The sequence below is a fragment of the Roseovarius aestuarii genome (genome assembly GCF_019966515.1).
GTDB lineage: Bacteria > Pseudomonadota > Alphaproteobacteria > Rhodobacterales > Rhodobacteraceae > Roseovarius > Roseovarius aestuarii.
Genome location: NZ_JAIMIB010000010.1, coordinates 65,489 through 78,599, shown reverse-complemented (window position 1 = coordinate 78,599; position 13,111 = coordinate 65,489). Strand labels below are relative to the sequence as shown.

Genomic DNA, 13,111 nt, shown 5'->3' with positions numbered 1-13,111 from the left:
AAGTAAATAACTGGGACAGTTTACTGACGAGAGGAACACGGGACATGTTCGATCTGACAGGAAAATGCGCGCTGGTAACAGGCGCGTCAGGAGGCATCGGCGGCGCCATTGCGCGTGCTTTGCATGGCGTCGGCGCAACGGTAGCCCTGAGCGGCACGCGGGTCGAACCGCTTGAGTCGCTGGCCGCAGAACTGGGAGAACGCACCCACGTGCTGCCGTGCAACCTGAGCGATCCGGGCGCTGTTGATGCCCTGCCGAAGCAGGCCGCCGAGGCAATGGGATCGGTTGATATTCTGGTCAATAATGCCGGGATTACCCGCGATCAGATCTTCATGCGTATGTCGGACGAGGAATGGCAGAACGTGATCGATGTAAACCTCACGTCTACGATGAGACTGTGCCGAGGGGTGATGCGTCCCATGATGAAGGCACGCTGGGGCCGGATCATCAATATCAGCTCGATCGTGGGGGCTACGGGCAACCCCGGGCAGGTGAACTACGCGGCATCCAAGGCGGGCATGGTCGGCATGACCAAATCCATCGCCGCCGAGGTGGCAAGCCGCGGGATCACCGCTAATGCCGTGGCGCCCGGGTTTATAGCCACCGCGATGACCGACAAGCTGACGGATGATCAGAAAGACAAGATCAATGCGCAGATTCCCGCCGCACGTATGGGCAGTGCCGATGAAATTGCAGCGGCGGTGCTTTATTTGGCGAGCTCCGAAGCCGGATATGTGACTGGCGCCACGTTGCATGTGAATGGCGGGATGGCGATGCTCTGATCGCGCATGTCCGGGCAGGGAATCAATGTGAGCCGCATTCTGCCGTCATCGGACGGTTGAGTAGGGATAAAACCGGCCCAGCCGTTGCCACCAATGCGATGCAAGTATATGTTTTTCCCGCCCACAAAGCGGCGTTTTCATATGTGTAGCAGGTGTTTGCCCGTGTTTGCCGCCCTTAAAATACCAACTGCCCCCCTTGCAATTCTTGCGTGATTGACCAATTTGGGAAAGCATTTGCCAACGGCGCGCCATGTGTTATAGGCGGCGCAGATTGACCAAGTCGCATGTGCAACATGCCTGTTGGCAGCCCGGAACGGGTGACTAGAACCGCCCGAAGGGCAAAAAATGAGAGCCGCTACCCGACCTGAGCGGGTGCAGAAAAACGGGCCATGATGCCCAACAGACTATGAGGATTATGACATGAGCGATACCGCAGACCGCGTAAAAAAGATCGTTGTTGAGCATCTTGGTGTTGAAGAGGACAAGGTGACCGAGAACGCTTCTTTCATTGACGATCTGGGCGCAGATAGCCTGGACACGGTCGAACTGGTCATGGCCTTCGAAGAAGAATTCGGCATCGAGATTCCCGATGACGCCGCCGAAAACATCCAGACCTTCGGCGACGCGGTCAAGTTCATCTCGGACGCATCATAAGACATTTCGCGCAAATCGCGTGACAAGGCCCTGCCGGTTGGCGGGGCCTTACTTTATGGTGAACCAAATTTTGCGAGCCCCGTGGAGCGGATACGGGTATTTGCCTCTTCGCGCGGTCTGGTACATGCGTTGCCTTTCGGGTTGCACGGCGTTCAGGCGGACGGTGTGCGCCCCTAGTTGAACGTTCCCGCCACCCGACCGAGCAGCATGAAAGCGCGGGCGGTTCGGGTGTCGGAGAGTTCTGAAATCTCGGCATCACTTGCGGTCTCTGCGAACTGCGTGAACATGCGGTCGAAGAGGCGTAGAAAGTGATGTGCTGCATCCCGGAAAATCGTCTCGCTGCGCATGCGTGACGCGGCCAGCGCCAGCGAGGAACGGTCGCGCACACCACCTAGCGAGGCAATCGCCCGGCCCCGTTCGCCAGCGGCGAAGCGGCGCCACACTTCGGGCCGCGCCATGTCAGGGCGCAGATCGTCCATATAGATACCGTCCTGGGACAAAAGCGTAAGTACATCCTGTGCGGCCTGGATCAGCTGAGCGGTTTCGCGATCTTTCAGCGCACGGCGCAGCGCTGCAAAACCCGCTTTGTCAGCGGCGTTTTCCGGGAAGTTGAGCGCACGAATGAAATCGGGAAGATCGGGGGGTGGTTGAATGTCTTCGGCCGAGGTGCCAAGCGGAAGGGCTACCTGGCCGTCATTTTCGGGCTTGCTTTCGGGTTGTGGCGTCACTGGCCGTGCCGGGGCCGCCGGGCGCGTCGAGGAAAACGTGGCCAGCGCGCTTTCGGTTTTGCGTTGCGCGGCGGCAATTTCATCCAGCTTCTTGCTGACCGACGGCTCGGAGGCGGTGTTGCGGCCCTGATTTTGCGCCACATATGTCCGGCGAATCGCGTCGATCGAGGTTTGCAGGCGCTGACTTTCTTCGCGCATAACACGGCTTGCCCGAGCCGCCGTCGCCGCCACCCAGATCATCGCTACCGGCATAAAAATCGCGAGCAGGACCATGACAAATTGCAGCGCACTGCCTGAGGCTCCGGATATCTCGCCTGGCCCCAGCGTCAGAAAGAAAACGGCAGTGCCAAGCAGCCACAGCAAAGACAGCGCAATCGCAATCACCTCAATGCCGGTGATCGGTTCCTTGCGCGCCTTGTCATAAATCCCCAGAGGCGTTGGGTGGGTCTCTGTTTGGTTCGACATCTCGGCTTGCCTATCAGACATAGGCGATCTTTAGCACCTCATAGGATCGCTCGCCACCAGGAGTGCGAACTTCGACGCTATCGCCCTCATCTTTGCCGATGAGCGCGCGCGCGATCGGAGATTTGATGTTCAGAAGGCCGTTTTCGATGCTGGCCTCATGCTCTCCGACAATTTGCCAGGTTTTTTCCTCATCGGTGTCTTCATCGACCAGGGTGACCGTCGCACCAAATTTTATCGTGCCCGACAATTTTGCCGGATCAATGACCTCGGCCAGACCGATCACGCCTTCAAGTTCCTTGATTCGCCCCTCGATGAAGGACTGTTTTTCCTTGGCCGAATGATATTCGGCATTCTCGGACAGATCGCCATGTTCGCGTGCCTCCGAGATGGCACGGATGATTGCCGGGCGTTCCACCGATTTCAGCTGCTTCAGTTCAGTCTCAAGCGCGTCGAAACCCGCTTGGGTCATTGGGATCTTTTCCATGTTGGTCGTCCACTGTCAGGTCAGGGGTCGTGGCGCGACCCCGTCAACTTTGTAATTCATCGCGCAAGATTGCCCCGAGCGGGTCAGCGGATGCAATAGATGATGAGAACCCACGGCGCAATCAGGTCGTTTTTCCCGCCAAAATAGCTATTTCCTGCCAGATATGGCAGAGCAGAGCGGCGTCCCGCCGTCCGCGTCTTTATGAGCGCCGGAACCGCATCAGCTCTGCGGGCGATCACACAAAAGTTAACTTTCGGTTGAAGTGACGTTACGTTCGAATCACGAAAAATTCCAAAACTACTGGCAAGTGTGATTTGACATAAGCGCCTTTTTTGGCGATTTTTCGCCAAAGTAAAATCGTTGAGGTTGCAGATGCACAGGTTGTTGAGTGTTGTACTGACCGCGGCCCTGAGTTTGGCCGGATGGGGTAGCACCCATGCTGCTGCTGACGACCTGAGCGATGCCCGGATCATCGTCACCGCCAAATCAGATACGGTTAAGAAATGGCATTATGCGCCGCGCTTTGTCGTCGTGCACGACCAGGCGGTTGATCAGTCAGCTTTCGCTGAGGTGACGGATTTCATTGCGTCTGCGACCGGCCTGCCGGTTAAACCACCCACCTTTGTCAACCTGACCGAAGAGGGATTTGATCCGCGTTTCTACACCGCGTCGCGTTACAGCCCGCGCAACACTGGAACAGGGCAGATGACCTCGGATCTGCTGATCGCGCAGAAACAGGACCTGAAGCTTTCGGCGAATATCTTTGTCTTCATGGTGTCGCCGCATCTGGCATCGCATTTCATCGCGCTGACATCTTATGGACGGTTCACGGGCAACCTGACACGCAGCTACGTGCAGGGCGATGGCCCCTGCTATTTCAAGGTGCTTTCCAATGGTGAAAGCATTCATTTCGGCACGATCCTGATTGCGCCTACTATCAATCCTGACCTGCAAAGGGCCTGCATCTACGAAGAGATGGTGCAGGCGATGGGGCTGATGAACGATGCGCAGGATTCGACCTATTTCACCTTTGACAACCTGCCTGAAAACAAGCCGCGCGACTATGACCAGCGGCTGCTGGAGGCGCTTTATGATCCGCGGATTCGCAACGGCGACGAGGTTGATCAGGTACTTGATATCTATGCGAGCCTCGGCACGGAAGCACTGGTACGCCAGTAAATCCGCCAATAGTGACGAGAAACGCGCCAATTCCCTTTGGTAACATCGTTTGACGCGCCATCGCGATTGCATTGGCGGCCTCTCTGGTTTAGCCAATCTCAAATCTTTTTGCCCGAGAGGAGCGTGCAGAATGGCCGAGATCGAACGCGAAACGATGGAATATGATGTTGTGATCGTGGGCGCAGGCCCAGCTGGTCTGAGCGCCGCGATCCGCCTGAAGCAGCTTGATCCCGAACGGCAGGTCGTCGTGCTGGAGAAGGGTAGCGAGGTTGGCGCGCATATTCTGTCAGGCGCGGTGCTGGATCCCTGCGGTCTGGATGCGCTGATTCCCGACTGGAAAGAAAAAGGCGCGCCGCTGAACACGCCGGTCAAGGACGACAATTTCTACATGCTGGGTGAGGCGGGCAAAATCCGTATTCCCAACTTCCCGATGCCGCCCTTGATGAACAATCACGGCAACTACATTGTCTCGATGGGGAATGTTTGCCGCTGGATGGCGGAGCAAGCCGAGGAACTGGGCGTCGAGATCTTCCCCGGCATGGCCTGTTCGGAAATCGTTTACGGTGACGATGGCAGCGTCAAGGGCGTGGTCGCGGGCGAGTTCGGGAAAGAGGCGGATGGCAGCCACGGCCCCAATTACGAGCCGGGGATGGAACTGCATGGCAAATACGTTTTCCTGAGTGAAGGCGTCCGGGGTAGCCTATCAAAGGAAGTGATCGCCAAATACGATCTCTCACAAGGCAAGGAGCCGCAGAAATTCGGGCTGGGCATGAAAGAGATCTGGGAGATCGACCCGGCCAAGCACAAGGAAGGCTCGGTAACCCACACGATGGGCTGGCCTCTGGGCAGCAATGCCGGTGGTGGGTCCTTTATCTATCACCTTGAGAACAATCAGGTTTACGTTGGCTTCGTGGTGCACCTGAACTACCGCAACCCGCATCTTTTCCCCTACATGGAATTCCAGCGTTTCAAGCACCACCCGATGGTGGCGGAGCTGCTGAAGGGCGGTAAACGCGTGGCCTATGGTGCACGAGCGATCTCTGAAGGTGGTTTCCAGTCGATGCCCAAGATGGTGGCGCCCGGCGTCGCGCTTCTGGGGTGTTCGGTGGGCATGGTCAACGTGCCGCGCATCAAGGGCAATCACAACGCGATGTTTAGCGGTAAGGCCGCTGCCGAAGCCGCCCATGCCGCCATCGAAGGTGGTCGGTCGGGTGACGAGCTTAGTGAGTATGAAGCCGAGGTGCGGACCGGTTCGATCGGCGAGGATCTGAAGAAGGTGCGCAATGTCAAGCCGCTCTGGTCGAAATACGGATTGCTGGCCAGCCTGATGCTGGGCGGGGTCGACATGTGGACCAACACGCTGGGCTTCAGCCTTTTTGGCACGCTCAAACACGGCAAGACCGATGCCGAGGCGACCGAACAGGCCAGCACCCACAAGCCGATCGATTATCCCAAGCCCGATGGCAAGCTTAGCTTTGACCGGCTGACCAATGTCAGCTTCTCGATGACCAATCATGAGGAAAGCCAGCCCGCCCATCTGCAGTTGAAAGACGCGAATATTCCGATGTCAGTCAACATGCCGAAATTCGCTGAACCGGCGCAGCGCTACTGCCCGGCGGGCGTGTATGAAGTGGTCGACGACAAATTCGTGATCAACTTTCAGAACTGCGTGCATTGCAAGACCTGCGATATCAAGGACCCCAGCCAGAACATCAACTGGGTGACACCGCAGGGCGGTGATGGGCCGAATTATCCCAACATGTAAAAGGCGCGTGATTTCTCGCTTGCGGGGCGGCAAAAAGGCTGTCCCGCATTGCGTTGAGAGCGCTATCACACTAGTTTGCTGACTGAGCAATCCCAGAGGCAGGCACACGTGAAACTCAGATCCCTTTCCATTGCCGTTCTGGCCGCTGCGCTGCAGTTGCCAACCGGCCCGCCCCATGCCGACGAGGCCGTGGGCGCCTATCTGGCGGCGCGCCAGGCGCGGTTCCAGAATGATTTCACTGCCGCCGCCGAGCATTTTACCCGCGCCCTGGCCAAGGATCCGTCGAACCCGGCACTCATGGAAAATGCCATTGCGGCTTATGTCGGTCTCGGACAGCTTGAAAAGGCCCTGCCCGTTGCGCAGCGGATTGAGGATGCTGACCTGCTAAGCCAGGTGGCCCACATGGTTCTGTTTGCAGATGAGGGGCGTCGCGAGGCTTATGACGAGCTGCTGGACCGCATCGATAGAAATCGGGGCATCGGAGAGCTTGGCGACGGGTTGATCGCGGCCTGGGCGCATATGGGTCAGGGCGACATGAAGACCGCGCTCGAGCTTTTCGACAAGGTTGCCGATCAACGCGGCTTGCACAGTTTCGCAAATTACCACAAGGCGCTGGCGCTGGCTTCGGTTGGTGATTTCGAAAGCGCCGAAGCGATATTCTCGGGCGACGCCGAAGGTCCGATGCAGCGCACCAGACGCGGCACTATGGCCTGGGCACAGGTGCTGAGCCAGCTTGAACATAACGACGAGGCAGTTGCTGTCATCGACGAGGTCTTTGGCGGTAACATGGATCCCGAAATAACCGAGCTTCGTGAACGACTTGCTGCCGACGAGCGACTGCCCTTCAGCGTCATCAGCGGTGCGCGTGACGGGGTGTCCGAAGTATTTTTCTCTCTCGGTCGCGCGCTTCAGGTCGATGCCGGACAAGATTACGTGCTGCTCTATGCCCGCGTGGCCGAGTATCTGACGCCGGATAATGTCGATGCCGTCATCATGACGGCCGAATTGCTGGAAACGCTTGAACGGCATGAACTTGCGACCACGGCCTATCGTCGGGTGCCGCGTGATCATCCATCCTACTATATTGCAGAACTGGGTCGCGCGGAAGCGCTGCGCCGCTCTGACAAGGCCGACGCTGCCATCGAGGTGCTGGAACAGCTTTCCCAATCGCATGGCAACCTGCCGATTGTGCATGTCTCGACAGGTGATCTTCATCGTCAGCTGGAGCAGTTTGAAAAGGCCGCCGCGGCATATGACAGGGCGCTAGCGCTATATGAGGAGCGCGATAACAATCAGTGGTTCGTCTATTACGCCCGCGGCATCAGCCATGAACGGTTGGATGAGTGGGAGGACGCCGAAGCCGATTTCCGCAAGGCGCTGGAACTGAGCCCGGAGCAGCCGCAGGTGCTGAACTATCTGGGTTATTCCATGGTCGAAAAGCGCATCAATCTGGATGAGGCGTTGGACATGATAGAACGCGCCGTCGCGGCGCGGCCAGACAGCGGCTACATCATCGACAGTCTGGGCTGGGTGCTCTATCGCCTGGGCCGGTACGACGAAGCGGTAGGACATATGGAGCGGGCCGCCGAACTGGAGCCTGTCGATCCGGTTGTAAATGACCATCTGGGCGATGTTCTGTGGGCGGTGGGCCGCTATCAGGAGGCGGAGTTTCAGTGGCATAGGGCGCTGTCGTTCGTCAGTGAAGGCGAGGCCAGTTCGGACGTCGAGGCTGATCGTATCCGTCGGAAGCTGGAGGTCGGTCTGGATGAAGTCCTCAAGGAAGAAGGCAGTGCGCCTCTGAAGGTTGTCGATGACGGTGGTTAAGGAATTCGCGCCGGCAAAGGTCAACCTGACGCTACACGTGACCGGGCAACGCCCGGACGGCTATCATCTGCTGGATTCGCTGGTGATGTTTGCCGATGTGGGTGATCGTATCACCGTTCGGCCATCGGATACGCCGATCATGATCATCAAGGGGCCGATGGCCGACGGTTTGCCGCGGGATCGCACCAACATGGTGGCGCGGGCTGCCGATGCGATGGCAGTCTCGGCCAATATTCAGCTTGAGAAGAACCTGCCGCATGCCGCGGGTATTGGTGGCGGGTCAAGCGACGCAGCGGCGACGTTTCGCGCCCTGTCGGAAATCAGCGGTAAGCCGGTGCCGGATGATCTGCTGGCCTTCGGCGCGGACGTGCCGGTCTGCATGAATGGCCGCGCCGCGCGAATGCGGGGTATTGGCGACGAGATTAATCCGGTGCCCGATCTGCCCGCGCTGCATGCGGTGCTGGTCAACCCGAAACTGCCGGTGCTGACCGTCGAGGTGTTCAAACGCCTGCGCAATCACAACAACGCGCCGATGCCTGATGACCTGCCACGCGGTGCTTCGTCACGCGAGCTGATCTCCTGGCTCAGCGAGATGCGCAATGATTTGCAGGAGGCCGCGATTGAGGCCGAGCCGATCATCGAACATGTCTTCAACACGCTTGCGGTTACGCCTGGCTGTCTGATCACGCGGATGTCTGGCTCGGGCGGCACGTGTTTTGGGATTTATGGTGATGCGGAAACCGCAGCCTCCGCCGCCGGACGATTGCGGCAGGATTATCCGGGCTGGTGGGTGGCTGCAACGCGCCTCAACGGGTGACTTCAGGGGATTGGGTGTCAAGTCAGGTGGCCTCAATTTGGTCCAGCACGGCCTGAAACTACCTTTCATTCTTGCTTTGCACGGCCCGGCGTCACGTCCCGACCTGCGTCAGCTAACCCGTGCGATCACGAAATCGGTCAGATCGAGCAGCATCTGGCGCACCGGGTGATCCGCCAAACGGTTCAACGAGGATTTTGCCTTGTCAGCCCAAACATTCGCATCCTGGCGGGTGCGCCCAAGCGCGTCGTGGCGCTCAAGCAACTCGAGGGCGTGGTCCAGATCCCCGTCACGCTGCTGGCCCTTTTCGATGGTACGGGTCCAGAAGGCGCGCTCGTCCTCACTGGCCTCTGCAACTGCCTTGATCACGGGTAGGGTCAGTTTGCGTTCGCGGAAATCATCTCCGACATTTTTGCCGGTCGCCGTGCTTTGACCCTGATAGTCGAGCAGGTCGTCAACAATCTGGAAGGCGATCCCAAGCGCGTCGCCATAGTCATAGAGGGCCTGCACCTGATCTTCGGATACACCTGAGATCACGCCTCCGACTTCCGTCGCCGCAGAAAACAGCGCGGCGGTCTTGCCGCGCACGATCTGCAGGTAGATCGCTTCGTTGGTGGCAAGATCACGGGATGCCGTCAATTGCAGTACTTCACCTTCGGCAATCGTGGCCGACGCATTGGCAAGAATATCGAGAACCCTCAGCGATCCGGTTTCGACCATCAACTGGAAGGCGCGGGAAAACAGATAATCTCCAACCAATACGCTTGATTTATTATCCCAAAGCAGGTTGGCGGCGGGTCGCCCGCGCCGTTGCGCGCTTTCGTCCACCACATCGTCATGCAGAAGGGTCGCCGTGTGGATGAATTCGACCGTTGCAGCCAGGTGAACGTCGAAATCGCCGCCATACCCGCACATATCCGCCGCCGCCAGGGTCAGCATCGGGCGCAGGCGCTTGCCGCCGGCTTCGACCAGATGTGCGGTAACCTCGGGGATGCGCGGGGCGTGCCGAGATTCCATGCGCGCTCGGATCAGGGTATTAACCTGGTCCAACTTGTTTGCCAGATGCGCCGCCAGTTTTTCATGCGGCTTTGTCGCAGCGTGGTCCAAACCCATCACACTCCTGTCACACCGCTCGACAAACAGATCGCGGTGCCCTTATGTCATCGACTATGAAACAGCTATTGCGCACAACCGACCCCACATTAATTGCGTTCGCCCAAGCACTGCTTCAGGGCGAGGGTATAGACTGCTTTGAAATGGACGTAAATATGAGTGTGCTCGAAGGGTCGATAGGTATTTTCCCGCGGCGGTTGATGGTGCGCGAGGATGATTTTGATCGTGCGGCCCGGACACTCAAGGACAATGGATTCGAATTGGATGGCTGAGGTCTGGCCTGAGGATCAACTGAGTGCCGATCGCTTTCTGGGCGGCAAGTTGCAGCTTATTCAACCCAAAAGCGGCTACAGGGCCGGTATTGATCCGGTTTTGCTGGCCGCCAGCGTGCCCGCAGCGAGCGGTGACACGGTGCTGGACCTGGGCTGCGGGGCCGGCGCGGCGCTTTTATGTCTGGGGCGCCGGGTACCTGGATTGTCGTTGACCGGCCTGGAACTTCAGCCCAGTTATGCCGATCTGGCTCGGCGGAATGCGGCGCTGAACCAGTTGGGTGCCGAAATTGTGAACGGTGATTTGCAACAGATGCCCGCCTGTATCACCCAGCGTCAGTTCAGCCATGTCATCGCCAATCCGCCCTATTTCGACCGCTGCACCGGGACGCGCGCCCAGGACGCCGGGCGCGAGGCGGCTTTGGGGGAAGACACGCCATTGGCCGATTGGATTGCCTCGGCGGCCAAAAGAGTGGCCCCAAAGGGCACAGTCACTGTCATCCAGCGCGCTGAACGCATGCCCGCTCTGTTGAGTGCGATGGCATCACATCTGGGCAGTCTGGAAGCCCTACCGCTGATTCCCCGTCCGGGTCGCACCGCACGGCTGATTTTGTTGCGGGGCCGCAAGGGTGGTCGCGCCGATTTCAAATTGCATCATGGTTGGGTTTTGCACGAAGGGAACAGCCACCCGGGCGACCGCGAAAATTACACCAATGCAACGGCTTGCGTGTTAAGAGACGGCGCAGCCTTGCAGTTTTCGCAATAAGGAAATTCAACTTGAAGTAGATATTTTTCGATTATGCTGCGCTTGCAGCGTGACAGGTGGCAGAATTTGTGATCGACTGTCTAGGCTAGGCAAAATTTCAGAGAGGAGAACGCCCATGAGCTTGAGTTCGCATGTTGAGGAACTGAAGAAGAAACATCAATCTCTCTCGAACCAAGTTGAAGAAGCGCAGCGCGCACCGGGCTCAAGTGACCTGGAAATCGCAGAACTCAAGAAGCAGAAGCTAAGGCTGAAAGAGGAAATAACGCGACTATCCGTCAACGCCTAATCTGACGAAACGTCGCGCAGATCAATCAGATCGTGTTTGCGGGCAAGGTCCGCAACACTATTGGTTTGTTCTGTCAGCCAGTCGCGGAAGGCGACGATCTGGGGTCGATGTTCGGCCCCTTTCAAACAAATGATACGATAGTTCGCAATGGTTTTCAGAGCGGTGCGGTAGGGCGCGACCAGTTGACCCTGTTCCAATGCCCTTGCGGCCAGCGCACCGCGTCCGAGAATGACACCTGCCCCAGAGATCGCCGCATCGATGGCGTGGTCGGCCTGCGAATAGCGTTGGCCTGTCCAATCCCGCGACGGCAGACCAGCGGCGCGAAACCAGGCGGGCCAGTCACAGGGCGGATCAAGAAATCTGATGTCGTCCTGGTGGATCAGCGAGGCATCGGCAAGGTCAGTGGGTGAGGCATAGCGCTGCGCCAGATCGGGTGACATCATCGGTGTAACCCAGTCGTCAAGAAAGCTTTCGGCGTGCACATCCGGGCTGTCAGGCCCATAGCCAAAGCGAATGGCGATATCCACTTCAGACCGTGTGAGATCGACCAGGGTCAGGCTGGCGCTGAAACGCAGTTCGATATCGGGATTGGCCTGCGCGAAGCTGAAAAGCCTGGGGGCCAGCCAGACGGCGGTGAAAGACGGTCCGGTGGTGATTGTCAGCGAGGCGTGATCGGTCACACGGCGGGCACTGCGCCAGGCCGCCGCCAATGTCGTGAACCCGTCTCGTGCGCCGGGGGCCAGGGCGCGGCCCGCTTCGGTCAGGTCGACGGCGCGGTTGCGGCGGATGAAAAGCGGACCGCCGAAATGCTCCTCCAATGATTTTATCTGAAAGCTCAGGGCAGCGGGGGTGACGTTCAGCTCTGACGCCGCCTCCTGAAACGACATATGCCGTGCGGCGGCGTCGAAGGCACGCAGAGCGGTCAATGGGGGAAAGCGGTCACTCATATCAGTTAAGTATCACTTAAGTGAAAGCGCATAAAGTCTCGTTTGTAGGCTTAAAAAAATCGATGCATATTGAATTCAGTAAAGTAACACTGAAGTACTGGGAGGTCGACATGATCGAAGCACCATCAAATGCCCGCACCCGAGACGCCATCCGCGCCGCCCATCAGGCCCGAAGTGATGCACTAAAAGAAATCTGGCGCTGGTTCAGAAAGCCACATTCTTCCGAGTGATCGTTGCAAGCGCGCTTGGAAAACGGAAAGGGCCGGTTGCGTGAATCGGCCCTTTCTCATGACGTCAGGACTAGTCAGACGAAGAATTGAGCGCCGTTTGCCGAGATGGTCGAGCCGTTAATAAATCCAGCATCATCCGAGGCCAGGAAGGCGACGCAACGCGCGATCTCTTCAGGTTCACCAAGGCGACCGGCCGGGATCTGGCCGATGATCGACTCACGAACCTTTTCTGGTACCGCCATGACCATTTCCGTCGCGATATAGCCGGGGCAGACGGCGTTGGCGGTAATGCCCGCGCGCGCGCCTTCCTGTGCCAGCGATTTGACGATGCCCAGATCGCCCGCCTTGGTCGCGGCGTAGTTCACCTGTGCGAACTGGCCTTTCTGCCCGTTGATCGAACTGATCACGATGACACGGCCGAACTTGCGTTCGCGCATGCCGGGCCATACCGGGTGCACGGTGTTGAACACGCCGGTCAGGTTGGTGTCGATCACTTGGTGCCACTGCTCAGGCGTCATCTTGTGGAACGGTGCGTCGCGGGTGATGCCCGCATTGGCGACAACCACATCGATCGCGCCGACTTCTTCTTCGACTTTGGCGATGCCTGCGGCGCTTTCGCCGTAATCGGCGACGTTCCATTTATAGGTCTTGATGCCGGTCTCAGCCGTGAAAGCCGCGGCGGCTTCGTCATTGCCGGCATAGGTGGCGGCGACGTTCATGCCCTCGGCCTTGAGTGCTTTCGAAATGGCCGCGCCGATGCCGCGCGATCCGCCGGTGACGAGTGCTGTTCGTGCCATGGTGTCCT

15 protein-coding genes are annotated in these 13,111 nt (G+C 58.4%); 10 read left to right on the top strand and 5 right to left on the bottom strand.

The window, feature by feature from the left end; translation table 11 throughout:
* Positions 1-44 precede the first annotated feature (44 nt).
* Positions 45-782 (top strand): 3-oxoacyl-[acyl-carrier-protein] reductase, encoded by a 738-nt coding sequence (fabG, locus tag LC334_RS13205; RefSeq protein WP_085800855.1) that lies wholly within the window; start codon positions 45-47, stop codon positions 780-782.
* Between the two features lie 420 nt (positions 783-1,202).
* The gene (locus LC334_RS13200) at positions 1,203-1,436 is read left to right on the top strand and encodes an acyl carrier protein (RefSeq protein ID WP_085800856.1); all 234 of its coding nucleotides are present in this window, start codon (positions 1,203-1,205) and stop codon (positions 1,434-1,436) included.
* Between the two features lie 173 nt (positions 1,437-1,609).
* Here the strand turns inward: LC334_RS13200 and LC334_RS13195 are convergent, their stop codons facing one another.
* Both LC334_RS13195 and greA read right to left on the bottom strand, forming a co-directional pair.
* Entirely contained in the window at positions 1,610-2,650 is a 1,041-nt protein-coding gene (locus LC334_RS13195) for a hypothetical protein (protein ID WP_085800857.1), read from the bottom strand.
* Positions 2,643-3,113: a transcription elongation factor GreA gene (gene greA, locus LC334_RS13190; RefSeq protein ID WP_085800858.1), complete on the bottom strand. Its 471-nt coding sequence runs from the start codon at positions 3,111-3,113 to the stop codon at positions 2,643-2,645. The genes LC334_RS13195 and greA overlap by 8 nt, the downstream gene beginning before the upstream one ends.
* Positions 3,114-3,485: 372 nt before the next feature.
* On the opposite strand from greA, the gene LC334_RS13185 reads away from it, so the two are divergent.
* From LC334_RS13185 to LC334_RS13170, 4 genes are all read left to right on the top strand, one after another.
* Positions 3,486-4,292, top strand: a complete 807-nt coding sequence (locus LC334_RS13185; RefSeq protein ID WP_085800859.1) for a DUF2927 domain-containing protein — start codon at positions 3,486-3,488, stop codon at positions 4,290-4,292.
* Positions 4,293-4,422: 130 nt separating this feature from the next.
* Positions 4,423-6,057, top strand: coding sequence for an electron transfer flavoprotein-ubiquinone oxidoreductase (locus LC334_RS13180; protein ID WP_085800860.1), 1,635 nt, complete (start codon positions 4,423-4,425; stop codon positions 6,055-6,057).
* Between the two features lie 108 nt (positions 6,058-6,165).
* Positions 6,166-7,881 carry a tetratricopeptide repeat protein gene (locus LC334_RS13175; RefSeq protein WP_085800861.1) on the top strand — a complete coding sequence of 572 codons (1,716 nt, stop codon included), beginning with the start codon at positions 6,166-6,168 and terminating at the stop codon, positions 7,879-7,881.
* Positions 7,868-8,698: a 4-(cytidine 5'-diphospho)-2-C-methyl-D-erythritol kinase gene (locus LC334_RS13170; RefSeq protein WP_085800862.1), complete on the top strand. Its 831-nt coding sequence runs from the start codon at positions 7,868-7,870 to the stop codon at positions 8,696-8,698. The genes LC334_RS13175 and LC334_RS13170 overlap by 14 nt, the downstream gene beginning before the upstream one ends.
* Positions 8,699-8,806: 108 nt before the next feature.
* On the opposite strand, the gene LC334_RS13165 is transcribed toward LC334_RS13170, so the two are convergent.
* Positions 8,807-9,808, bottom strand: a complete 1,002-nt coding sequence (locus tag LC334_RS13165) for a polyprenyl synthetase family protein (RefSeq protein ID WP_085800863.1) — start codon at positions 9,806-9,808, stop codon at positions 8,807-8,809.
* Positions 9,809-9,864: 56 nt separating this feature from the next.
* On the opposite strand from LC334_RS13165, the gene LC334_RS13160 reads away from it, so the two are divergent.
* The 3 genes from LC334_RS13160 to LC334_RS13150 all read left to right on the top strand — a co-directional run bounded on the left by LC334_RS13160 (position 9,865) and on the right by LC334_RS13150 (position 11,129).
* Entirely contained in the window at positions 9,865-10,080 is a 216-nt protein-coding gene (locus LC334_RS13160; RefSeq protein ID WP_085800864.1) for a putative signal transducing protein, read from the top strand.
* Positions 10,073-10,843 (top strand): tRNA1(Val) (adenine(37)-N6)-methyltransferase, encoded by a 771-nt coding sequence (locus LC334_RS13155; protein ID WP_085800942.1) that lies wholly within the window; start codon positions 10,073-10,075, stop codon positions 10,841-10,843. The genes LC334_RS13160 and LC334_RS13155 overlap by 8 nt, the downstream gene beginning before the upstream one ends.
* Before the next feature lie 115 nt (positions 10,844-10,958).
* A complete protein-coding gene (locus LC334_RS13150; protein ID WP_085800865.1) occupies positions 10,959-11,129 on the top strand; it encodes a YdcH family protein in 171 nt (56 codons plus the stop codon).
* Here LC334_RS13150 and gcvA read toward each other — a convergent pair.
* Positions 11,126-12,076 (bottom strand): transcriptional regulator GcvA, encoded by a 951-nt coding sequence (gcvA, locus tag LC334_RS13145; protein WP_085800866.1) that lies wholly within the window; start codon positions 12,074-12,076, stop codon positions 11,126-11,128. The two genes, LC334_RS13150 and gcvA, sit on opposite strands and share 4 nt — an antisense overlap.
* 62 nt (positions 12,077-12,138) lie before the next feature.
* Between gcvA and LC334_RS13140 the strand changes: the two genes are divergently transcribed.
* Positions 12,139-12,306 (top strand): hypothetical protein, encoded by a 168-nt coding sequence (locus LC334_RS13140; protein ID WP_223412985.1) that lies wholly within the window; start codon positions 12,139-12,141, stop codon positions 12,304-12,306.
* Positions 12,307-12,380: 74 nt separating this feature from the next.
* Here the strand turns inward: LC334_RS13140 and phbB are convergent, their stop codons facing one another.
* Entirely contained in the window at positions 12,381-13,103 is a 723-nt protein-coding gene (phbB, locus tag LC334_RS13135) for an acetoacetyl-CoA reductase (RefSeq protein ID WP_085800867.1), read from the bottom strand.
* Positions 13,104-13,111: the final 8 nt, after the last annotated feature.